This window comes from Flexivirga alba (assembly GCF_042661025.1).
Classification (GTDB): domain Bacteria; phylum Actinomycetota; class Actinomycetes; order Actinomycetales; family Dermatophilaceae; genus Flexivirga; species Flexivirga alba.
On the sequence record NZ_JBHSWH010000001.1, the window covers coordinates 4388457 to 4411288 of the forward strand.

16 protein-coding genes are annotated in these 22832 nt (G+C 68.1%); 7 read left to right on the forward strand and 9 right to left on the reverse strand.

Features of this window, described 5'->3' with window-relative positions:
• The first annotated feature begins 59 nt into the window (after positions 1-59).
• The 3 genes from ACFQDH_RS21910 to ACFQDH_RS21920 all read left to right on the forward strand — a co-directional run bounded on the left by ACFQDH_RS21910 (position 60) and on the right by ACFQDH_RS21920 (position 2371).
• Complete coding sequence (locus tag ACFQDH_RS21910) at positions 60-803, forward strand: hypothetical protein (RefSeq protein ID WP_382404476.1); 744 nt, start codon at positions 60-62, stop codon at positions 801-803.
• A 241-nt stretch (positions 804-1044) separates the two neighbouring features.
• Positions 1045-1608 (forward strand): hypothetical protein, encoded by a 564-nt coding sequence (locus ACFQDH_RS21915; protein ID WP_382404477.1) that lies wholly within the window; start codon positions 1045-1047, stop codon positions 1606-1608.
• 145 nt (positions 1609-1753) lie between these two features.
• Entirely contained in the window at positions 1754-2371 is a 618-nt protein-coding gene (locus tag ACFQDH_RS21920) for a hypothetical protein (protein WP_382404478.1), read from the forward strand.
• Positions 2372-2384: 13 nt separating this feature from the next.
• On the opposite strand, the gene ACFQDH_RS21925 is transcribed toward ACFQDH_RS21920, so the two are convergent.
• Positions 2385-2762, reverse strand: a complete 378-nt coding sequence (locus ACFQDH_RS21925; RefSeq protein ID WP_382404479.1) for a hypothetical protein — start codon at positions 2760-2762, stop codon at positions 2385-2387.
• 321 nt (positions 2763-3083) lie between these two features.
• On the opposite strand from ACFQDH_RS21925, the gene ACFQDH_RS21930 reads away from it, so the two are divergent.
• Positions 3084-3332, forward strand: a complete 249-nt coding sequence (locus tag ACFQDH_RS21930; protein WP_123270792.1) for a WhiB family transcriptional regulator — start codon at positions 3084-3086, stop codon at positions 3330-3332.
• A 4-nt stretch (positions 3333-3336) separates the two neighbouring features.
• Here the strand turns inward: ACFQDH_RS21930 and ACFQDH_RS21935 are convergent, their stop codons facing one another.
• Both ACFQDH_RS21935 and ACFQDH_RS21940 read right to left on the reverse strand, forming a co-directional pair.
• On the reverse strand, positions 3337-4806 hold the full coding sequence (locus tag ACFQDH_RS21935; RefSeq protein ID WP_382404931.1) for a sensor histidine kinase: 1470 nt from the start codon (positions 4804-4806) through the stop codon (positions 3337-3339).
• Positions 4807-4835: 29 nt separating this feature from the next.
• The gene (locus ACFQDH_RS21940) at positions 4836-9653 is read right to left on the reverse strand and encodes an NAD-glutamate dehydrogenase (RefSeq protein WP_382404480.1); all 4818 of its coding nucleotides are present in this window, start codon (positions 9651-9653) and stop codon (positions 4836-4838) included.
• Between the two features lie 209 nt (positions 9654-9862).
• Between ACFQDH_RS21940 and ACFQDH_RS21945 the strand changes: the two genes are divergently transcribed.
• Both ACFQDH_RS21945 and ACFQDH_RS21950 read left to right on the forward strand, forming a co-directional pair.
• Positions 9863-10435 carry a hypothetical protein gene (locus tag ACFQDH_RS21945; protein ID WP_382404481.1) on the forward strand — a complete coding sequence of 191 codons (573 nt, stop codon included), beginning with the start codon at positions 9863-9865 and terminating at the stop codon, positions 10433-10435.
• Between the two features lie 27 nt (positions 10436-10462).
• Positions 10463-10957: a DUF2505 domain-containing protein gene (locus ACFQDH_RS21950; protein ID WP_382404483.1), complete on the forward strand. Its 495-nt coding sequence runs from the start codon at positions 10463-10465 to the stop codon at positions 10955-10957.
• A 1-nt stretch (position 10958) separates the two neighbouring features.
• Here the strand turns inward: ACFQDH_RS21950 and ACFQDH_RS21955 are convergent, their stop codons facing one another.
• The 6 genes from ACFQDH_RS21955 to ACFQDH_RS21980 form a co-directional block, all read right to left on the reverse strand.
• Positions 10959-16448, reverse strand: a complete 5490-nt coding sequence (locus ACFQDH_RS21955) for an ATP-binding protein (RefSeq protein WP_382404484.1) — start codon at positions 16446-16448, stop codon at positions 10959-10961.
• A gap of 103 nt (positions 16449-16551) precedes the next feature.
• On the reverse strand, positions 16552-16974 hold the full coding sequence (locus tag ACFQDH_RS21960) for a DUF6912 family protein (RefSeq protein ID WP_382404485.1): 423 nt from the start codon (positions 16972-16974) through the stop codon (positions 16552-16554).
• A complete protein-coding gene (locus ACFQDH_RS21965; RefSeq protein ID WP_382404486.1) occupies positions 16971-18395 on the reverse strand; it encodes a WS/DGAT/MGAT family O-acyltransferase in 1425 nt (474 codons plus the stop codon). Before ACFQDH_RS21965 ends, ACFQDH_RS21960 begins: the two co-directional genes overlap by 4 nt.
• 12 nt (positions 18396-18407) lie before the next feature.
• Positions 18408-20363, reverse strand: coding sequence for a glycosyltransferase (locus ACFQDH_RS21970; RefSeq protein ID WP_382404487.1), 1956 nt, complete (start codon positions 20361-20363; stop codon positions 18408-18410).
• Positions 20364-20390: 27 nt separating this feature from the next.
• Positions 20391-21749, reverse strand: coding sequence for an AAA family ATPase (locus tag ACFQDH_RS21975; protein ID WP_382404488.1), 1359 nt, complete (start codon positions 21747-21749; stop codon positions 20391-20393).
• Positions 21749-22435, reverse strand: coding sequence for a hypothetical protein (locus ACFQDH_RS21980; RefSeq protein WP_382404490.1), 687 nt, complete (start codon positions 22433-22435; stop codon positions 21749-21751). Before ACFQDH_RS21980 ends, ACFQDH_RS21975 begins: the two co-directional genes overlap by 1 nt.
• Before the next feature lie 176 nt (positions 22436-22611).
• Here ACFQDH_RS21980 and ACFQDH_RS21985 point away from each other — a divergent pair, with 176 nt between their 5' ends.
• The gene (locus ACFQDH_RS21985; protein ID WP_382404491.1) at positions 22612-22830 is read left to right on the forward strand and encodes a helix-turn-helix domain-containing protein; all 219 of its coding nucleotides are present in this window, start codon (positions 22612-22614) and stop codon (positions 22828-22830) included.
• The last annotated feature ends 2 nt before the right edge of the window (positions 22831-22832 follow it).

Sequence of the window (22832 nt, forward strand, 5' to 3'; positions counted from 1 at the left end):
GTCACCGTGAGGTGATCGACAGCCGATCCACTGAGCCGACCAAAAGGGGAGTGCATTTCATGGCCAGGGCACGCGCGGCGTACGTCGGAACCTCCGTGGTTGTCGCAGTGGGTCTACTGGCCGGGTGCGGCGGCGGCGGGAGCAGCGGCACGAAATCGGCCCCACCGTGGACCGAGGGCTCCACCCAGGATGGCCTGATCGCAGCGAAGCTGCCCGCGGCGAGTTCTGGCCGCAAGGTCGTCTCCGGCGGCGCCCCGTGGTCGTTCACCCTGGCCAAGGCGGACGACCCCAACGTCCCGTCGTCGCAGTGGCCGAGCGCCGACAGCGTGCTCACCTCCGAGCAACTCAGGGGCGCGATCCCCGAAGCGACCTCGGTCACGCTCGGCAAGTGCGTCAAGGGTGTCAACGGTCCCTCGTCCACGGACAAGAACGCCTCCTGCACCTGGTCGGTGGCGCTCAAGGGTGGCGGCGGCTACACCAATGAGATCGTCGTCTCGATCGTCACCATCGGCGCCGACGAGAAGGTCAGCGAGCCGTGGACCTCCGAGCGCAACACGGACTTCTCGTCCCGCAAGTCCGGTGAGCGCTTCTTCACCAGCGGCTCGTTCAGCGCCAAGGGCAGCTACTACCTCGACAACAACCTGTCTTCGGTGCTGGTGTCGGACGGCAACCTGGCGGCGTGGATCAACTTGACCTTCAACGGTTTCAATTCGCTGAACGACTCCCGCAACACCATGCTCACCGGGGTCTTCCCGGTGCTCGCCAAGGATCTTGCCGACCGGATGCCGAGAAAGTACGCATGAAGAAACCAACTGCCCTCGCCACAGGGCTGGCCGTCGCCGTCGCGGTGACCGTCCCGGCATACACGGCGTATGCCGCGGGGAACACCAGCCCCGCCAAGCCCAGCGCAAGCACATCGCGCGCGTCGTCGCCCTCGACCAAACCCAAGCCGTCCGTGACGCCATACAGTCCCCGGCGGCGCCGGAGGGGGCAACGCCGCCCGAGGCGAAAGCGATCACTCCGTCCGGGCACTTCAACGTGCGGGTGGACCCGACTGGCAAGAAGCCGATGGACGACACCTGGCCGTCGGCGACCGACCTCTTCACTCGGGCCGAGCTGCAGCAGGTCATGCGGGGTCTGACCGGTGTCACTGCTGCGGCGTGCCACACCGGCGACCTGCCGGGCGGCGGGTCGACCACGAAGCCCACCACCTGCACTTTGAACCTGCAGATCTCGGGCGAGTCCAACGACGACCGCAGCAAGCTGATGGTCAACATCCGCGGCTTCGGACTGCCGCAACAGGTCGGCAAGCAGTGGACCAAGGACCTCGCACAGGCGCGCGCCCGATCGGCGAAACGCCCTGGGCTCTATACCTTTTACCCCAACAAGTCGTTCGGCACGTCGGCGGCATACACCGACGGCACCACGACCAAGGTGCTGGTGCAGCACGGTGACGTCGCCGGCGAGATCTGGTTCAGCGGCATCGGTTTCACCACCCTGAACTCCGACTACCTGAAGTCCCGACGCGCCTATCGCACGGCCGTCGTGCCCTCCCTGGTCCAGTTGCTGGGGGCCAAGCTCACCACCACCGCAAAGGCAACCGCATGAAACGCCTCGCCCTCCTGACCGCCGGCGTCGTCGCCGTGTCCGTGCTCACCGGGTGCGGTGGCAGCGGCAGTGGCGCCTCGTCAGCGACGAGCACCACGGACGGGCCGAAGCCGCACGAGCCGTACAAGACCGACAAGCCCGGTCAGTGGGACTCCCCGGTGTCGTCGTCGCCAACAAGGACGGCCGCAAGCTCGCCTTCGACACCAAGCTCCCCGTCTACGACCCACCGATCACCGACGGCGGCGTCGCGCAGTCGGACTGGCCGGTCGCGGGGCGGCTGCTGTCAATCAAAGAACTGATCGGCATCTTCCCCGATGCCACCAAGATCGGCTTCACTCCGGACGGCCCGACCAAGTTGGTCATCACCCCGTCCCTGAAGGGCGACTCCAACTCCGACAGCCACACCCAGAACACCATCACCCTGAGCATCACGTCGGTGGGCACCGAGGACTCGGTGCTGACGGCGTACGACAGCAAGCGGTCCAGCGATCGGACGGTCTATACCGACGCCGGAGGCAAGCCGCAGTCGGCACATACCTACTACAAGGACGGGTCCTTCAGGACCCAGCGGCTGAGCATCGAGCCCGGCGACGGCGGATCACCGACCTACAGCACGGTAGTCGGCAACGGTCGTACCGCGATGCAACTGAAACTCACCTTCGACGGCTTCTACTCGCTCGACGTGGACGGCTTCGACTCCGGCCAGGTGATGCAGCAGCAGGTCATGCCGCTGATCCTGCAGTTGCTCGCCGCCCGGATGTGAGCCGAAGGCGCTGCTACTCGCCGTCGTCCAGGTCGTAGGTCGGCACGCGCAGCGTCGCGACGAACGTCAGCACGCCGGCCACGATCACCAGCACCCCGATGACGGGGGCACCGGAGGTCGCGACGGTGAACCCGACGATCACCGCCAGTACGTTCCAGAGCAGCGACGGGGTGCGCGCGAGGCTGCGCTCGCGCCAGAAGCCCCAGGCCAGCAGCCCACAGCAGGCAGCGAGCACGAGGACCGTCGCACCCTCCGTCGCCGCGCGGGCACCGCTGTCGGTGGCGCCGGCGACTGACTCGACCAGCAACACGACGGCGAGCACCACCAGCACCAGGGTTTGCACGGCAAGCAGCACAGCGGGGATTCGCCAGGTGGGGCGGGGCATCGTCACGGCATGCACGGTATGACGCCCGTCACCACGCGGCACCGCCGACCCCTCCGGTTCGGCACCGGTGTGACCGAGAACTCACCTTCGAAAGGGAAATTCTTGGTCAAAGCGCTTGTGGAAAGTTGTTCGTATCTGTGAAAGTTGGGAACAACGTATGGCGCACAGGCGTTGCCGCATCGTAAACACCGGCAGGGTCAGGATCCGTCATCGAGCGTTCGCACACGGGTGACCCCCGGTCGCGAACCACCGAACACTCAACACCCTGATCGAATCATTGACGCATGGGCATCCGGCACGTGCGGCTGGAACAAGGAGCGGAACCACATGGATTGGCGCGATCGCGCTGCATGCCTGGACGAGGACCCGGAGCTGTTCTTCCCCATCGGCAACACGGGACCCGCCTTGCAGCAGATCGAGGACGCCAAACAGGTGTGCCGTCGCTGCGAGGTCATCGACACCTGCCTGAAGTGGGCGCTCGAGTCCGGCCAGGACGCCGGCGTCTGGGGTGGCTTGTCCGAGGACGAGCGCCGCGCCCTGAAGCGTCGCAACGCCCGCGCCCGCCGAGCCGGATGAAGCACTAACTCTCGTCCCGCAACCGCGCCGCGAACCGAACCTGCGTCCCGTGCGGTTCCACTCGTGACCAGCTGATCTCCCCGCGCAGGTCTTGCACGAACGACCGGACGATCTGGATGCCGAGCCCGGACCGTGACGGGTCGAAGCCGTCGGGCAGACCGGCGCCGTCGTCGGAGACGGTCACCTGCAGCACGTCCTCGCCATCCGCGCTGGTCGTGCGCTCGGCATCCAGCCTCACCTGTCCCCCGTGCGTGGCGAAGCCGTGCTCGATGGCGTTCTGCACCAGTTCGGCGACGATCATCGCGACCGCCGTCGCGTCCTCGGCGTGCAGCGAGCCGAACGTGCCGGTCAGCGTGGCGCTCACCCGCTCCTGCGACCGGTTGCTGATCTCGACCGCTGATCGCAGCGCTCCGGTCGCGATCTCGTCGAACGGCGTCGTGTCGTCCCAGCCGCCGCTGAGTGTCTCGTGCACGGTCGCGATGGTGCCGACGCGCCGCACCGCTCCGGCGAGTGCGGCACGCGCCTCGGGGTCCTCGAGCCGGCGGGCCTGCAGGCGGAGCACCGCGGCGACGGTCTGCAGGTTGTTCTTCACCCGGTGATGGATCTCCCGGATCGTCGCGTCCTTGCTGAGCAGCTCGCGCTCTCGGCGACGTACTTCACTCACGTCACGGACCAGCAAGACCGCACCGGTACGGTGCCCGCCCTCGGACAACGGGATCGACCGGGCGCTGACGTAGGCACTGCGCGACTCGATCTCGGTGCTCCACGGCACGCGGCCGGTCAGCACCATCATCAGCTCTTCATCGACCGGCCCACGCTCGGGCAGGACTTGCCCGAGAGCCGACGCCAGTCGGACACCGACCAACTGCTCGTCGTGCCCGAGCCGGTGCAGCGCCGAAACGGCATTCGGGCTGGCGTAGGTGACGTTGCCCTCGGCATCCAGGCGCAGCACTCCGTCGCCCACCCGCGGCGCGCCCCGCCTGGTCGCCGACGAGGCCGCGGCGTTGGGGAACTCGCCCGCGGCGATCATCCGGGACAGCGCGTCGGCGGTGGCCAGGTACGTGACCTCCAGCCTGCTCGGCGTGCGCATCGAGGCCAGGTTGGTATGACGCGTCAGCACAGCGACTGCCGTGCGGCGTTGGACGACCGGGATGGCCTCCTCGCGGACCGGCACGTCATCGCGCCACATCGTGGAGTGGGACCGGATGATCTGCGGACCGGCATACGCCTGGGCGACGGTTCGCTGACGGGTGTGGTCGATGCGGCTGCCCACGACGTCGTTGACGAACACACCGACGCCTGTGGTGGGGCGGACATGTGCTGCGGCGACCCAACTGCGGTCTCGGGTCGGCACCCACAGGATCAGGTCCGCGAAGGACAGGTCGGCGAGCAACTGCCAGTCACTGACCAGCAGGTGCAGCCAGTCCCAGGCGGACTGATCCAGGTCGGTGTGCTCGCTCAGCACGTCGTTCATCGAGGGCACGTGCTGAGCCTAATGTGGGTCTACCTGGCCGAGCCGGACCGGACCACCGAACGCAGCGTGCGCAGCGCCACCGACAACGGCGCCAGCCCTGCCTCGTCGAGCTCCGCGACACCGACTAGCGCCTGCTGCGCACGGTTGATCGACTCGGAGTTCTCGTCGGCCCAGCGGGTCAGCCGCTGGTCCGCGGACTCAGTGGCCGGAGTGTCCGCGATGACCGCTGCCGTGAACGAGTCGAGCACGGTATACAGGTCGTCACGGACGGCACCACGCGCCAGTGCGTCCCAGCGGTCGTCGCGCGGCAACCGCGAGACGGCCTGCAGGATGCGGTCGATGCCCAGCCGCTCGGACAGCATGAAGTAGACGGCTGCGACGTCGGCGACCGGAGTGTCGGTGCTGATCGCCTGCTCGGTGATGTCCAGCAGTGAGTAGGAGTCCAGCAACGCGGCGGCCCAGCCGGCAAGCTGCGCAGGCACGCCGCCCTCGCTCATCTCCTCACGGCGTTGCCGCCAGCGCTCGTGCTCCGAGCCCTGCAGCATCTCCGGCAGCTTCGGGGTCAGCTCGCGCATGACCGGTCCGAAGCGCTCGATCTCGCCCGCGAGGTCGAGCCGGGCCGGCCGGCTGTGCACCAGCCAGCGGGTCGCCCGGTCCAACAGGCGGCGGAACTCGAGGTAGAGCGTGGTCTGGGCATCGGTCGGGACGTTGTTGTCCAGCGCCTCCACCTGGGTCACGAACTCGGTCAGCCCGAAGACCTCACGGGCGATCACGAAGGCACGCGAAATCTGCTCAGGCCCGGCGCCGGTCTCCTCGGCCACCCGGAAGGCGAACGTGATGCCGCCCCGGTTGATCATCGAGTTGACGACCTGGTTGATGACGATCTCGCGGCGCAGCGGGTGTCCTGCCAACTCCGCGGTGTACTGGTCGCGGATGGGCTTCGGGAAGTATGCCGCCAGCCGCTCCTCGAACCACGGGTCGGCCGTCAGCTCGGAGTGCGCCAGGTCGGTCTTCAGCGCCAGCTTCGAGTAGGCGACCAGGACCGAGAACTCCGGTGAGGTCAGGCCGTCCTCGGAGCTGGAACGCGTCGCGATCTGCGCATCACTGGGCAGGAATTCCAGCTCGCGGTTCAGCTCCCCGCGGTCTTCCAGCCAATGGATGAGGCGCTGGTGCACCGGCAGCATCGCGTGTTTCTGAGCGCGAGCGTTGCCCAGCAGGACGTTCTGCTCGTAGTTGTCCCGCAACACCTGCACCGCGATCTCGTCGGTCATCGAGTGCAGCAGCGTGTTGCGCTGCTCCAGGTCGAAGCGGCCGTTGCGCATCAGGTCGGTGACCAGGATCTTGATGTTGACCTCGTGGTCGGAGGTGTCGACCCCGGCGGAGTTGTCGATCGCGTCGGTGTTGACGCGCACCCCGTGCAGGGCGGCCTCGATCCGGCCGAGCTGGCTGGCACCGAGGTTGCCGCCCTCGCCGATCACCTTGACCCGCATCTCGTTGCCACTGACCCGGATCTGGTCGTTGGCGCGATCGCCGATGTCGGCAGCCGTCTCGGTGGACGCCTTGATGTAGGTGCCGATGCCGCCGTTCCAGAACAGGTCGACCGGCGCCAACAGCACCGCACGCATCAGCTCGTTGGGCGCCAGCTTGGTGACGTCGTCGGCCAGCCCCAGGGCGCTGCGCACCTGCGGGGTGATCGGGATCGACTTCGCGCTGCGCGGGTAGACTCCGCCGCCCTGCGAGATCAGCGAGGTGTCGTAGTCACCCCACGACGATCGCGGCAGCTCGAAGAGCCGACGACGCTCGGCATACGAGCTCGCGGCGGCCGGCTCGGGGTCCAGGAAGATGTGCCGGTGGTCGAACGCGGCGATCAGCCGGATGTGCTCGGACAGCAGCATGCCGTTGCCGAAGACGTCACCGCTCATGTCGCCGACGCCGACGACCGTGAACTCCTGCGTCTGGGTGTCGGTGCCCATCTCGCGGAAGTGTCGCTTGACCGACTCCCACGCCCCGCGGGCGGTGATGCCCATCGCCTTGTGGTCGTAGCCGGCCGAACCACCGGAGGCGAACGCGTCGTCCAGCCAGTAGCCGTAGGACTGCGCGACGCCGTTGGCGATGTCGCTGAAGCTCGCGGTGCCCTTGTCGGCCGCGACCACCAGGTAGGTGTCGTCGGCGTCGTGGCGCACGACATCCTTCGGTGGGACCACGTCACCCGACACGAGGTTGTCGGTCACGTCCAGCAACCCCGAGATGAACAGCTTGTATGACGCAATGCCTTCCGCCAGCCAGGCCTCCCGGTCGCTGGGATCCGGCAGCCGCTTGGCGACGAACCCGCCCTTGGACCCGGTGGGCACGATGACGGCGTTCTTGACCATCTGGGCCTTGACCAGGCCGAGGATCTCGGTGCGGAAGTCCTCCGGGCGGTCGCTCCACCGCAGGCCGCCTCGGGCGACCATGCCGAAGCGCAGGTGCACGCCTTCGACGCGAGGGCCATAGACCCAGATCTCGAACTTCGGCTTCGGGCTGGGCAGCCCGGGGACCGACGCGCAATCGATCTTCATGCTCAGCACCGGACTGGGCAGGCCGTGCTCGTCTCGCTGGTAGGCGTTGGTGCGCAGCGTCGCATGGATGACACCCATCATGGTGCGGATGATCCGGTCATGGTCGAGGCTGCTGACCTCGTCGAGCGCGGACTCGACGCGCTGCACGATCTGCGCCTCGGCGTCGTCACGTGCCGCGTCCGGCCGCTGCGGGTCGAACCGTGCCGCGAACAGATCGGTCAGGTCGCGTGCGAGGTCGGCATTGGCCCGTAGTGCCTGCTCGACGTAGCTCTGGCTGAAGGTGAAACCGATCTGCCGCAGGTATTTGCTGATCGCACGCAGCACCATCACCTGGCGCGAGGTGAGTCCGGCGTGCAGCACGAGCGCACCGAGGCCATCGCTCTCCGCGTGGCCCTCCCAGGCGTCGCTGAAGGCGGTCTGGAAGCGGTCGCGGACCTCCGCGGTCGACGCGTCATCGGTGCCCCAGTCGGCCTCGCCTTCGGCGCGCAGGCCGAAGTCGTAGACGTGCACGACGACGCCGTCGGCCCGCTTCATCGAGTAGGGACGCTCGTCGGTCACCTTGACACCGAGGTTGGTGAAGACCGGCAGCACATCGGTCAGCACGACCGGGTTGCGGCGGAAGAGCTTGAACCGGCGCTCACGAGGGTCCGCATTCGGGTCGCGGTAGAGCGTCAGCAGCGTGTCGTCGTCGGACGTCAGCGCCTCGATGCGGCGCAGGTCGGCGACGCCCTGACGAGGGGTGAAGTCCTCCTTGTAGGCCTCGGGGAACGCTCGGGAGTAGAGGCTCATCACGCGCGCAGCGGCGTCTTCGCCGTCTTCCTGGTGGGCGACCGCGCCCAAGCGCTCACCCCAGGTGCGGCTGCTCTCCAGCAACTGCTCGTGCATCTTGTCCTCGTCGACCTCGGGTACCTCGGCTCCGGGGCGCAGGCGGACCACGAAGTGGATCCGGGCAAGCGGCGAGTCGGCGATGCGCGTGGTGTAGTCGACGGCCTCGGCGTCATACGCATCGCGCAGGACGCGTTCGATGCGCAGCCGGACGCCGGTGTTGTAGCGGTCGCGCGGCAGGTAGACCAGCACCGAGACGAACCGGCCGAACTCGTCCACCCGGCGGAACATCTGCGACTGGCGACGCTCCTGCAGCCGCAGCACGGTCGTCGAGATCTCGTAGAGCTCCTTGCTGGAAGTCTGGAAGAGCTCGTCGCGCGGGTAGGTCTCCAGCACCTCGAGCAGGTCCTTGCCCGAGTGGCTGTCCGGCGTAAACCCTGTCCGGGCAAGGACTTTGGCGACCCGCTCGCGCACGACGGGGACGCGGCGGACCGACTCGGTGTAGGCACTCGAGGTGAACAGACCGAGGAACCGCTTCTCACCGATCACGTTGCCCTGCGAGTCGAACGTGCGGATGCCGATGTAGTCCAGGAACGAGGGCCGGTGGACGGTCGCCCGCGAGTTGGCTTTGGTGATGGTCAGCAACTGCGGTGTGCGGGCGATGGCCCGGCCGCGGGGGCTGAGCCGGCCGAACGACTGCGACGACGGCTTGTCGAAGCGCAGGATGCCGAGACCCGAGCCGGGTGCGGTCCGCAGCACGTCCTCACCGTCGACGGTGTCGAGGGTGTATTCGCGGTAGCCGAGGAAGGTGAAGTGGTTGTCGGCCAGCCAGCGCAGGAAGCCCTGCGCCTGCTCCACGGCCCGGGCCGGGACGGGTTCCGGGCGGGAGCCGTCGAGGTCCGCGATGACCTTCTCGCACTCCGCGTGCATCTTGTCCCAGTCGTCGACGGCGACGCGTACGTCCCCGAGCACCCGCTGGACGTCGGCGACGAGCTGACGGTCGGCGTCGTCGTCTGCGCCGAGGTCGATCTCGACGTGCATCCACGATTCACTCACCGGAGCGAGCGCGTCGGCACCCGTCTCGGGCATCGAGTCGGCGTCGTAGATCTGCTGCAGGTGGCCGGCGGCATCACGCTGCACCCACAACTGCGGGTGGATCAGCGCGTGGACGCTGCGGTCGTGGCGGGACAGCTCGGCGATCACCGAGTCGACCAGGAACGGCATGTCGTCGGTGACGATCTGCATGATCGCGAAGGGGCAGGACCACCCGTCGGTCTCGACGGTCGGATGCGACATGCGCACCTTCGTGGTGCCCGGGGCGCGGTCGGCGGCGAGCTGCTGGTGGGACTGCAGCGTCCCGAGCAACCGATCCGGGCCGTAGCCGACGATGTCCTCGTCGGCTACGTGGCGGTAATAGCGCTCGAGCAGCCACGGCGGGGTCTCCCCTGCTGCTCCGAAGCGCATTCACGCAAGATTTCTGAACGGGAATTACTGTCCACGGACATAGATGTTCTTCGGCCCTCGTCGCGACGTTTCGGGGACGACGTCGTTGTCGCCCCACACGGCTCACAGTAGACCCGAGCGTGGCGAAGAACACACCCGGGACACGGGGTCGGAGCCAGCCTGTGGGCGGTCTTTCGCAGAACGGCTCGCGCGGCGTTAGTCTGCCGAGGATGCAGACCAGCGACCGGACCCGAGGCGTGGCATTGCTGGTGCCGCGGTTGCTGAGTATCCAGACCGATCCGGCCGAGTTCGAAACAGCTGACGCCATCGCCGAGGCGGTCGAGCGGTCCGCTGAGGCGCTGCTGCGGTGGCACGACGCGCTGGCCGACATACAACATCGGGAAGCGCCGTCCGACGGTCTGCCCGATCCGGTCCTGGTGGAGCCGCCGGCCGACGGTCCCGCGCACGCGAGCCGGCGGTTGGCCGACCGCGTGTATGCCGGCAGCATCCCTGCCGATCCCGCAAGTCTCGAGGCCGCCGCCAGCGAGTTGCACCGCATCGCCCACTCCGTGACTCGTGTCGCGACAAGTTGTCCCGATGAGTCGATCAGCCTGCAGGGCAACGAGATCGCCGCTGCGCTCACCCGCCTGTCGAGTGCACTGCGGGAGCTTGCGGACACGCTGCGCGCCGAGTCCCGTCGACTCGCCGACGGGGCTGTTGGCGGCGCCGACCAGATCCTCGGACGGGTCGTGCGGGCGGAACACGCGGCGCGTCTCGCAGCAGCGACCACGCTGCGCGAGTGACGGGCGAGTTCCTATTACGCTGCGCCTATGAAAATCGAGGAGACGTGGACCTACGACGCCCCGGCCGATCAGGTGTTCGAGATGCTGCTCGATCCGGCGTTCCAGCAGGCCAAGTGCAGCGCGACGGGCGCCCTGAGTCAGTCGGTCTCGATCAAGGACGACGCGGCGGTGCAGGTGATCGAGACCCATCGCGAGATGGCCACCGAGGGCCTGCCGGAGAACGTGGCCCGCATCGTCGGAAAGACGCTGAAGATCATCGAGATTCAGCGCTGGGGCCAGCCCGGTGAGGACGGCTCACGAACCGCAGACATCGACGTCTCACTCGGCGGCCTGCCCGTCAACTTCGCCGGCCAGATCCAGCTGACACCCCAGGGTGACACCACGAAGATGCACGTCCTGGGCGAGCTGCGCGCACGGATCCCGCTGGTCGGCAAGAAGGTCGAAACTGCCTCCGCCCCAGCGTTTTCCGGCGGTGTGCAGATCGAGGCACAGACCGGCCGGGAGTACTTGGCCCGCCGCTGACTCACTGCTTCAGGCCGCGCCCCAACGCTGCGACGATCTTCGGGCGCAACTCCGAGGCGGCGATGACTTCGTCGACCGAGCCGACCTCGACGGCGCGATGAATGCTGTGCACGCTGTCGAATTCTGCGGCCACTTCGGCGATCTTGGCCGCACGGAGATTGGCCTGCAGCTCGTCGAGTTCGACTCGCAGTCCTGCACGTTCGGTCACGTCGGTGCTGTCGAATCGTTGCTGCAACTCGGCGAGTGCCGGGTCCGCTGCCGCCCGCTTGGCCACTTCCGAGGCGAAGACGACCGCAGCCGCGGGCGCACCACCAAGAACCGACGCGAAGGACCCGTCGATGGCCAGCACGGTCATCTGCGGGTTGAGCCGCTTGGAGAACACGACGAAGGCGCCACCGTGATAGCGGGAGATCACGCAGAAGACGATCGGGCCGCGGAAGTTGACGATCGCCCGACCGATCTCGGCGCCATATTCCAGCTGCAGGTTGCGCATCGACTCCGGTGACCCGTCGAACCCGGACAGGTTGGCCAGCACCACGATCGGACGGTTGCCCGACGCGGCGTTGATCGCCCGTGCAACCTTCTTGGACGATCGCGGGAACAGCGTGCCGGCCGTGTAGGTGTCCGGACCATCGGTGGGCGGGAACCCTTGCCGTGCAACGGGTTTGGACTCGATCCCGATCAAGGAGACGGGGTAGCCGCCAATGCGGGTGTCGACCGTGACAGCGGTCTCTGCGTCCGCCATACTCGCCCAGCGCTCGAGCATCGGGTGATCCTGGTCGGCCACCGCACGCATCACGCTGCGTATGTCGAACGCGCGCTTGCGGTCCGGGTTGAGCTCCTTGGAGAAGATGTCACCGACGCATCCGAAGTCACCGTCGTGCGGGCTGTCGGAGATGTCGCGGTCGACGGGATCAGCCGTCGACGCACGCCGCGGCCCGGGCTCGCCGGGCACGACGTAGGTGTGGTCGTAATGCTGCATCAGCACCATGAGCGCACCTGCAAGGTCGGGCACCCAGTACTGAGCCTGGCCGTTGGGGCCCATCACCCGGTCGTAACCGCCGATGCCGTGGTTGTCCTCGGCCGACACACTGCCGGCGAAGTCGAGGGTCTGCTTGCCGGTCAGCACCATCGCGCTGTCCGGCGTCATGATCAGGATTCCCTTGGTGTGCATCAGCATCGTCGCTTCGGCGTTCCAATAGGGCTGCGCACCGACGTTGATGCCCGCGACGACGATGTTGATCTCGCCGCCGTCCTGGGTGAACTCCACGATCCGTTTCAGCGCGACCGCGACCCAGTCCATGTTCTCGGTGCCGCTGGTCATCGAGACCCGGGCACCGGCGGACACCGCGAACCACTCCACGGGAACGCTCATCCGCTCGGCGAGGTCGATCGCCGACACCACCCGGCTGCACTCGGCCTCCGACAACGCTCCGAGCGACTTGATCGGGTCACCGGCCAACACCACTCGGGTGACGCCCTCGGGGTAGAGCTCGGTCGGCGTGCTGACGACACCGACGATGATCCCGGCGGTGTTCTGGCCGCGGGGCCGATCGACCGGCGCCAGCGTGCCGTTGTCGTCGTAGTCGTACTCGACGAACGACCCGGACCCGGCGAGCGTCGGCTCGAGCTCGTAGGGGTAGACCATCCCGCGACGGCGAGCACGCAGCACCTTGGCGGCATAGTCGTCCAGCGGCGCCAACGGGGTGGTGGGCGGCTCGATGACGTCCGCGGAGACACCTGCTCCGGGAGTGGCGTGGAAGCGGATCGCGATCGTGCTCGGCGAGCCGTCGTCACCCTCGACCCGCCCCTGTGCAAGCACTTCTTCGATGCCTGCGCCCTCGGTGAGCGGGGTGATCTTCGACTGCAGGGCGGCCAAGTGCTCGATGTCGGCCTCGACCGGCGGCCAGACCGTGACCCAGACGTGGTTGACGTCCAGCGGCGACTTCCCGCCACCGTGCGAGGCACGAACCCTGCGGATCGCCTCCAGGCAGTTCTCGACCGCACGCTCGGCATGCGGCAGTGCCACGACCACGCCGTCGTCGTCCCGCACGACCGCCAGCTGCCGCACCTGCGCGAGCGCGACCAATCGGCGATCGGCAGGGTTGCTGCGCGCGACACAGTCGAGCAACAGCACGTCCTCCGGCGCCTCCAGCCGCGTCACGTCGAACTCCCGCAACCGCCAGAGGTTCAGGCGCCGGCCGACCATCGGGTGCATCCCCCGGACCAGGTCGTCCTCGACCCAGCCGTTGCCGTCGGCCGACGGCCGGAAGGTGAAGTAGTCGACGGCGCGCGGAGCGGCCGGACAGACCGCGAACGAAACGCGCCGCGGCGTCTGCGCGAGCGACTGCTGCGACAACAGGTCGAGCAGTACGTCGCGGACGTGCTCGGACTGCTCGGGCAGGTCGGCCCACCGCAGATAGATCTCCACCACGTTGTCGTGATCGGTGGCCAGCTGGTCGTTGATCGCCTCGCGCAGCGACGCGTCGCGCAGCTGTTCGATGTCTCCGACCGTCGTCATGACCCTGGTCGGCCCATGCGTCTCGGAGACGTATTCGGCCCGGGCAGTGGGGCGGCCAGCGACGTGTGCGGCCTGCAGGTCGTGCAGCGCGTATTCAAGGTAGTGACGCCGGATCAGCACCTCCAGCAGTGGCTCGTAGTCGCTGTCGATGGTGCTCGGCTCGGCATACAGCCGATCGCGCAGGAATCCGACCAGCTGCTCGGGTATGGCGGTCAGCGCGGCGATCCGGGCATCCCGGTCGGGCGCATCGGGGTCGGTCAGTGCGACCACTTCGTCGGCCACCCCGCCCAGAATGCTGGACCGCTCGACGTCGACGATCGGCTGGTCGAACCAGCGGAAGCGAACCGACCGGGTCAGGTCACCGACGACCGAGAAACGTCGCTGCGTCGCGCGGACCACGCGCTCCAGCAGGGCTCGGGCGCTGCTGGTGTCGCTCGGCGCCGGCACCGACAACCAGCTGCGCAACAGCTGGACGGCTATCTCGACATCGCCGACTTCCTGCTGTGCCAGGAAGATCCGGAAGAGAGCTTCCTCGAGCGCCGGAGTGCGATCCAGCTCGGTGATGCCGTAGTGCCGCAGCACTCGCAGCAGTCGGTCCCGGAAGGACTGCGGCAGGTCGCCGCGTTCGAGATCCAGCGTGCGCAGGTAGGTCTGGAAGTGCTCGCGAGTGCTGTGCACACGCAGCTCGGAATGCGACTCGTCCCGAGCCGGACGGTTACGGCTCAGCTCGGCGAAGTCGGCGAACATGTCCAGCAACGCCAACTCGTCGGCGCTGGGTGCTGCCGTGGTGTCGCGCTCGTCGAGGTAGGCGTGCAGCGTGCTCAGCCGGTCGTCGGGGCTGACGTCATACCCCATCAGCGCGGAGCGCAAGGTGGCCATCGCAGCCGCATCGCGCTCCTCGCGAGTGCGCACCCGCTCGTCGGTCGGCAGCCCGAGGTCGGAGCCGGAGACTTCCTGCTCGTCCTCGTCGTCGTCCCCAGTGGGCTCCAATCGGACCAGCGGAGAACCGGTTTCGACCTGCGTGCCGGCTCGCACCAGCAGCTCACGGACACGGCCGCTGAAGGGTGCCGGCAGCACTGTCTCCATCTTCATCGACTCCAGCACCAGCACCGGCTCGCCGGCGGTGACCTCGTCACCGACCGCAACCGGGGTCGCGACCACCAGTGCCGGCGCGGGTGCCCGCATGACACCACCCTCGTCGCGGCTCACCCGATGTGTGACCCCCGCGACCTCGATCAGCAGCGTCGGCCCGTGCGCCGCACTGACGACCCGGAATGCCTCACCGTCAACGACCAGCCGGCTGTGCACCTCGTCCAGTCGCTCCATCGAGGCCGCGACTGTGTGAGTCGTCGTGCCGCTCGTGACGCCGACGGTGTAGTCGGTCGGGCCGACCCGACGCACGGCCACAGCGAACGTCTCACCGCGCAGCTTCAGCTCGGTCGTCCCGGCCGGGTCGTGGTGCAACTGCGGACGGCCGCCGTATGCCGTGTCGAGGAACCCGGCGATCTCGGCGCCCTCCCGCTCGGCATACCCCTCGATCGCGGCAGCGACGAGCGCTATGCCGGCATGGGGGTGGTCCGCCAGTCGACCTGCCGCACGCATCCGGTCGATCCAGCCGGTATCTGCCCATTCAGGTTTGCCGCGGGTGATCTCGGGCTGACCGAGCAACTCCAGCACGAAGCTCTTGTTGGTGACACCGCCCCGAATGATGACCGTGGTCTCCTCCAGGGCGCGCCGCAGCCGGGCGAGCGCCTCGTCCCGGGTGGAGCCGTGCGCGATGATCTTGGCGATCATCGAGTCGAAGTCGGCGGGGATGGTGTCGCCCTCGTTGACACCGGTGTCGACCCGGATGCCCGGGCCGGCCGGCAACTCCAACCGGGTGATGCGACCGGGCGCCGGCGCGAAGTCGCGGTCCGGGTCCTCGGCGTTGAGGCGAGCCTCGACCGCATGGCCGCGCTCGACGGGCCGGACGCCGGTGAGCGGCTGCCCGGCTGCGATCTGCAATTGGAGGGCGACCAGGTCCAGACCCGTCACCGTCTCGGTGATCGGGTGCTCGACCTGCAGGCGAGTATTGACCTCCAGGAACGCGAAAGTGCGGTCCTGCGAGTGATAGAGGAACTCCACCGTGCCGGCGCCTGAGTAGTCGACCGCGAGCGCCAATCGCTCTGCCGCGCCTTTGAGTTCGTCGATCTGCTGCTCGTCCAGCAACGGCGAGGCGGACTCCTCGATGATCTTCTGGTTGCGTCGTTGGACGGAGCAGTCGCGCACACCAACGGCCCAGGCGGTGCCCTGACCGTCGGCGATCACCTGCACCTCGACGTGGCGCGCCCCGGTGACGAGCTTCTCCAGGAAGACGACCCCGCTGCCGAAGGCCCGCTCGGCCTCGTCACGGGTGCGCTGGTAGGCGTCCTCCAGCTCCGCGCGACCGGTGACCTTGCGGATGCCGCGACCGCCACCGCCGGCCGTCGCCTTGAGCATCAACGGGTAGCCGATCCGGTCGGCGGCCTCGAGTGCGTCCTGCAGGGTGTCCACTCCCCCGCGGCTCCACGGTGCAACCGGGACGCCCACCTCCTCGGCGATCAGTTTCGAACCGATCTTGTCGCCGAGCCGGCGCATCGCCTCCGCCGACGGGCCGATGAACGTGACGCCGAGCCGATCGCACAACTGCGCGAATGCCGGGTCCTCTGCGACGAATCCCCAGCCCACCCAGCATGCGTCGGCACCGGTGTCGACCAGTGCCGCCTCGAGCACCGCGAGGTCGAGGTAGGGCCGGTCGGCTGCTGCGCCGATGGAGTGGGCCTCATCCGCCTCACGAACGAACGCGGCACCGCTGTCGACGTCGGTGTAGAGCGCGATCGTGTGCAACGGGTCGGCTGCGCCGTCGAGGGCGCGCCGGGCGTTGACATCGCGAACGGCGTGGATCAGTCGCATCGCCGCTTCTCCACGGTTGACGATAGCGATGCGGGTCATTTTTCGAGGGACGGAATGCACAGAGGAGACTCTGCCACTTCCCATCGGTTACTCCACAGTCTCCATGCCGACGAAAGTTTTCTTGCTGGCCGCGGCGGACCGCTCAGGCCAGTGCTTCGCGCACCAACGACAACTCGGTGGCGTCATACCAGGACAGCTCGAGGTCGACGTCGACGTCGCGCTTACCGGCCGGGTCGAGCACATGGAAGCTGGCGATCCGGCGTCGTGGTGGTGCGCCGGTGATCCGAACTGCTGACGCAGCGTCCGCCTCCGGCCGCTCGGAGACGTCGTCGTCGTCGACGTCCACAGCGGCGATGACCCGTAGGTCTCGTGCGGCCGCGTCGGTCGCGGCGTCCTGTGTCGCGAGGTATTCCAGCCCCTCGTCGTCCTCAGCCGGCAGCGCGACGCGCAGCCGGTCGGTCACGGCGAACGCTTGACGAGCGCCCCCGGGCAGCGCGCCTGTCTCGTCCAAGGTGCGCAGTTCGTCTGCCGTCAGGGGCAGGTAGGTCCTGGTGAGGTTCGTCATGCCGGGTCCTCCGTTTCGTCCAGTAGTTCGGCGAGCGCATCGACGAGGCACTGGCCGAACAGGTCCAGGTCGGACATCGCTTCACGGTCGGCGGTCAGGCCGAAGTCCACTCGGCCCTTGTATGACGTGAGGCCGATCGACAGCGTCTGGCCCTTCGGCAGCGGGATCACGGGGTAGCTCTCGATCATCGGTGCGTCCCCGGCATACAGCGTGCGTTGCGGCCCGGGCACGTTCGTGACCACCAGGTTGAACAAGCGGCGCGACATCGCGCTGCCCAGCCGAGCACCCAACGAGTGCAGCGTCGGAGGTGCGAACCCGGCGAGTTCGGCGATCGAGGCAGCATCGATGGCCGAGCGGCCGCCGTCGAGGTGCTGGCTGGTCGCGTAGGCGATCTGGTGCAGCCGCATCTTCGGCCGCGCCTCGCCGACCGGCAGGTCGACGAACATCGGTGACACCTCCTCCGCCAGGTGGGTGTCGGTGTCCTCGGGCTGCACGCTGAACGGAACCAGTGCGCGAACACGCTCGCCCCCTGGGACGACCTCGCCGCGGGCGAGCAACCAGCCGCGCAATGCACCGGTGATGGTGGCGAGCACGACGTCGTGGACCGTCACGGTTTCCGCGCTCTGGGCACGGATCCGCCGGTAGTCGGCCAATTGGGTGGAGACCATCTGGAACCGCCGATGCACGCTGATCGAGCGGTTCAGCGGACTGTCCGGGGCCGGCCGGGTGGCGACCCGCGCAAGGACGCCGGCCGCCGAAGCGGCCCCGGCTCCGCCCTGCCGGACGAGGCGCTGTGCGCCGGCCGTAGCGCCTCGGACACCGCTGGTGGCCAGGTGCGCGACGCTGAGCGGATTGCGGGCCACGTCACCGACGGCACCAAGCAGCAGGTCGAGGCCGCTCGGAGTTCGGGACGCGCGCCAGGCCTGCGGGATCGGCTGCTCGCGGGTCGCCTCCTGGTCGACGATGATCTGCCCGATGTCGATCGCGTGGATCCCGTCGACCAGCGCGATGTGGGTCTTGGTGACGATTGCGAACCGACCGCCCTCCAGTCCTTCGACGAGGTAGAGCTCCCACAGCGGCCGGTGCGGATCCAGTGACCGGGCCTGGATCCGGCCGACGAACTCCTCCAACTGGGCGGCAGTGCCCGGCTTGGGCAGTCCGGAGCGGCGTACGTGGTAGCTGACGTCGAAATGCTCGTCGTCGGTCCACACCGGTGGCAGCAGGCGCCCCGGCACGTGGCGCACCTTCTGCCGGTAGCGCGGGACGAACGCGATGCGGTTGCTCACCAGGCTGACCAGGTCTTCGTATTCGAATCCGCCTTCGGGCGGCTCGAAGATCATCACCGAGCCGACGTGCATGGGGGTCGAGCGGTCCTGCAGATAGAAGAATGACGCGTCCAGAGCGCTCAGTCGGTCAGCCACGGCAACATGTTTTCACGATCTGCGTCGGCCGACCGCGACCACACCGGTGAGTTTCGCTGCGACAGGGGCGATCGCCTTGCGGAGCGGAGATCGGGATGCGGACTCGGCCGATGACCGCGCGAGCGAGACCCTGTCCAGCCGGTGCACGATCACGTCGACGCCGACGTCGACGACCTCCTGACGGCCGCGCACCTGAACGCGAACCGCGTAACGTCCACGCGGCAGTTTCGTCGGGAGTTCGAGGTACGCCTGACCATCGGCAACCATCAGCCGACCGTCGCGGCGCACGCCAGGCCCGCCACCGTCACGCGTCCGGAAGAACGCGGTAGCAGCAAGTGCTGCGGAGCCACCGAATCCGGCCCCGGTGACAGGGACGCGAAGCACGGCGGCGTCGCGTTCCCCGATCAAGACTGCGCCCTTCGGCTCGACCTCGCCGGCAGACAGGACCGAGGCGGCGAAGCCGTCGAGGGCCATCACGAGGTGACCCTTTGCCGTCGCATGGACGGTGCACACCGTCGTCCCCTGGCCGCGGACCTGAGCGACCTCGCCGAACTCGACTTCTCGATGACCGCCGTAACCGCCCAGAGAGGCACGACATGCGATGTTCCACGGGCCGGGACCGAGGGGACGGCCCAACTCCGATCCGCCGCGATTGATGACGGCGGTGAAGCGTGTCACCGGCGTGACCTGGCCTTCCTCGGCGTCCTCCAAGGTCGTCTCCGAGGGTGCCGAGATCGTCGGCCATCCGGTCTTGTCACGATCGGCTACCGTGAGGTGAGCCGTCGCTCGCGGCACGATGTCAGTGACGTCGATGAGGTCGTCGGGAAGCGATGGCGCCCCGGCCGGGAAGGTGCGCAAGAGGCGGTCACCATCGCGCCGGAGCCGGAGCGGTCCGCCGCTGTGGTCCTGCCACCGGACCTCGACCTCGACGGACAACGAGCCGTCCTTGTCCCACTCGACGCCGGTCGCGACAGGGACGGGTTTGATCCCCCTGTCTGCTTGAGCGAGGGCCACGAGGCCCTCGACGTCGCGACGGCGAACGAGGTTGGCGCGGGCTGCGAGAACCTCGTTGAGCCCACTGTCGAGCTCCGGCGGGGTGTACTCGTCGATGAACGCGGCGACATCCGCAACCAGCTGCACCCGCTCTTCTTGCGTCCGCGACAGCATGCCCGGTCCCAGCAGCTGGCCGAGGATGCGCAGCCGGTACTGATAACCCCGCACCCAGCCCGCGAACGGCGTCCCCGCTGCCTCGATCTCGGCATGGTCCATGATCCTGCCTATGGACCTGAGATATTCGCCGACATCACGTCCGTACGTTCCCGAGTAGTTGGCACCCGGTGAATGAACCCACTGGTAAAAGGGCTCCGAGGCGAGCACGGCAAGCCGGTCGGAGTGGACGTATGCCGAGATCCCGACGAGGACGTCCTCGAACAACGCACGCCGGCCCTCCTGGAACCGGATGCCGTGCTCGAGGAGAAACTCGCGCCGGAACAACTTGTGCGTCGTCCAGGGGCCCCAGACGGCCGGCTTCTTCGGCGCATCACCTGGAATGTCTGCCAAGAAAACGCCTTCGTAGGCGAACCAGTCGGAGGTGCGGGTCTCCTTGGCGCTGAGGACATCGGCCCGCTGCTCCACGGCGAAGGCATGAGCGGAGCGCAGCGCATCGGGGTAGAGGTAGTCGTCGTGGTCCATGAACAGGACGTAGTCGCCCTGGGCGAGGTCGAGCCCGATGTTGCGCGGACGGCTCGGCCACCCGGAGTTCTCGATGCGCCGCACCACGTAGTTCGGATGCGAAGTTGCCAGCGTGAGCAGTCGGTCGTGGGTGTCGTCCGGTGACCCGTCATCGACGAAGATCACCTCGAACTCATCGGCGGACATGGTCTGTCCGTCCAATGAGGCAACGACCCGATCGAGCCCCTGTCCCGGGGAATAGGTCGGGACGACGATGCTCACCTTTGTTGCTGTCACAGATGCTCCCCTCGATCCATTTCCCGCTCAGCTCCGAGCGCGACTCGTGAACCAGCTGCGACGGCTGGTTGCGGCCACTCCGGTCAGATCGGCCGCAAGTGCCGCTATCACTTTACGGGCGGCGGACCCCGGAGCGTGCTCGGCCAGCACCCGGCCCGCCAGCAGTGCACCGTCGAACGCGTCCCGGTCATCGGGAATGAGTGCGGGCGATGCGACCCCGGCGAATCGCTGCAGCGCCTCACCGACGCGTTGTTCCGGAGAGGAGCCGACCGCGGAGGAGCGAACCCGATTGGCCACCACCTTCGGCGGCTCCGAGATCACCGCGCGCAGTTCGTCCAGGCCACGGACTAAGCGTTGCAGCCCGACCGGATCGGCTGAACCGATCGCGATGACTGTGTCGGCCGCGTCGAGCGCGGCGAGCGTCGCCGCGTTGCGGCGTGGAGCGGCGGTGTCGTAGCTCAGCTCCTCGTCCTGCTCCAGCGGTGCCGCCACGTCGACGACGATCAGCCGCCCGAGCTGGCGGCACTGCTCCAGAACGGCCTCGAGTGCATCGTCGCGGACCTCCGGCCAGCGATCTGCACGCGGCAGGCCGGTCAGCACGCGCAGCCCGGTGGTCACCTCCGGTGCGACTGCGGCCAGCGATCGCACGTCCAGGTGACCGGAGTCGGCGAGACGCGTCGCCGCGGCGACGCCTGGCGCCTCGTCGAGCAGCGCGAGGTGCTGGGCCACTGAGGCGGCATACGTATCGGCGTCGACCAGCACGGTCGGCACACCCAGGCGCGCCGCCTCCGCGGCGAGGTTGACGGCGAGGACGGTCCGGCCCGGAGCTCCGGGCGGTCCCCACACGGTGACGATCTTCGCCGTCTGCTCCGGGCTGGCCGGCGCGGGCGGCATGGGCAGGGCCGCCGACTGCTCCAGCCACGGATTGACCGGCACGTATGGCGCGCTCCCGTCGGACAACGCCGCCAGCTCAGCCTCCAGCGACACCGTCGGGTCGTCGGACGCGTCCGGGGCTGTCGCCTTGGAAGTGGCACCTTCGGCGACGCCCTGCACGGCTTGCGCGAACTCCGCCGGCGCGGCACCGATCGGGAGTTGCGTGCGCACGCCCCACTGCTGGAGCACGCGTTGCTGCTCCTCGACGCCCGGCTGGTGCACTCCGACGATGCCGACCCCGGCCTCGCGTAGTGGGCCGATCGCACTGCCGTCAAGACCGTTGAAGTCCGCCGAGACCAACGCGACGTCGGCACGCCCCGCGGTGCAGATCGCCAGCAGGTCGGCAACGTCAGCGCATCGTCGCACGAGGCGCACGCCGGGTGCCTGGCCCAAAGCCGCAGCAACCGTCGCTTCGTGTGCCGCACTGATGGCGGTAACGGCTGCGATCGCCATCAGTTGCCCTTCAGCGGTGACCCGGCGGCCGGCACCAGGTCGACCTTCGCGCCCTGGTTGACCGCCTCCAGCACTTGGGCGACCTTGTCATCCGGGACGAGTACGTGCACGGCGCCGCTGTCCGACGCCACCGAGAAGCCTCCGCCGGTGCTGGGCACGCGGGCCACCACTGCGCGGCCGATGATGCGGAACGGAGCGGCATACGACTCCTGACCGACCTTGCTCTGGTCCTTCTTGGACACCCAGACGTCCACGACCGAGCCCTTGACGAGGTTGGCCGATTGGGACGTCTCGACCGGGAGAGCGACCGCCTTGACCGTCACCTCGGTGCTGGTGCCGACCGCGGAACGCGGAACCAGCTCGCCGGCGCGCACCTCGCGCAGCACCTCACCCTTGGGCAGCGGGTCGTTGGCACTCAGGTAGGTGCCACCGGCCTTGTCGATGCGGACCTTGACCACGTGGACGTCCGAGGAGCCGACCTTTTGCCCCGGCACCAGCGAGTGCGACGCTTGCAAGACCTCGACCGAGTTGTCGTAATGCCGCATGGCCACGGCGCCACCGATCGTCGCGACCAGCACCAGCAGCACTCCGGCCACCAGCCTGCTGTCGCGCCAGGACGGTCGCTGCAGCCGATGCGCCGCCGGCTTGGGCAGCTCGTCTGCTGCGGTATGACGTCGTGTCTCCACGTGGTTCTCCCCTTGAGCCTCATCCTGGCCGAAGACGACCCGTCCACGACACCCAAGACTGTAAAGACTTCCAGGCTCCCACGGGGGCGTTTGTCCACAGGCAGTCTGCGAACGCCGGCGGCAAATACGTCACAATGGGGCCACTGCCAGTTGCGACATCCAAGGAGGGCACCGCCGTGCCAGCGCGATTCGTCTCCATCGCCGACGTCGCCGAGACGCTGAGCATCTCCTCGCGTCAGGCCTACGGGCTGGTGACCACCGGGGAGCTGCCCGCGATCAAGGTCGGCAAGTCATGGCGTATCGAGCTGACCGAGCTGGAGTCCTACATCCAGCGGCAGTATGCCGACGCCCAGTCGCGAGTTGCTGCCGGCGATTTCGGCGACGACGAGGGCTGACA

Coding starts and splice junctions, on each gene's coding strand:
- ACFQDH_RS21910 (WP_382404476.1), top strand. CDS start 60: ATGGCCAGGGCACGCGCGGCGTACGTCGGAACCTCCGTGGTTGTCGCA.
- ACFQDH_RS21930 (WP_123270792.1), top strand. CDS start 3,084: ATGGATTGGCGCGATCGCGCTGCATGCCTGGACGAGGACCCGGAGCTG.
- ACFQDH_RS21935 (WP_382404931.1), bottom strand. CDS start 4,806: ATGAACGACGTGCTGAGCGAGCACACCGACCTGGATCAGTCCGCCTGG.
- ACFQDH_RS21940 (WP_382404480.1), bottom strand. CDS start 9,653: ATGCGCTTCGGAGCAGCAGGGGAGACCCCGCCGTGGCTGCTCGAGCGC.
- ACFQDH_RS21945 (WP_382404481.1), top strand. CDS start 9,863: ATGCAGACCAGCGACCGGACCCGAGGCGTGGCATTGCTGGTGCCGCGG.
- ACFQDH_RS21950 (WP_382404483.1), top strand. CDS start 10,463: ATGAAAATCGAGGAGACGTGGACCTACGACGCCCCGGCCGATCAGGTG.
- ACFQDH_RS21955 (WP_382404484.1), bottom strand. CDS start 16,448: ATGACCCGCATCGCTATCGTCAACCGTGGAGAAGCGGCGATGCGACTG.
- ACFQDH_RS21960 (WP_382404485.1), bottom strand. CDS start 16,974: ATGACGAACCTCACCAGGACCTACCTGCCCCTGACGGCAGACGAACTG.
- ACFQDH_RS21975 (WP_382404488.1), bottom strand. CDS start 21,749: ATGGCGATCGCAGCCGTTACCGCCATCAGTGCGGCACACGAAGCGACG.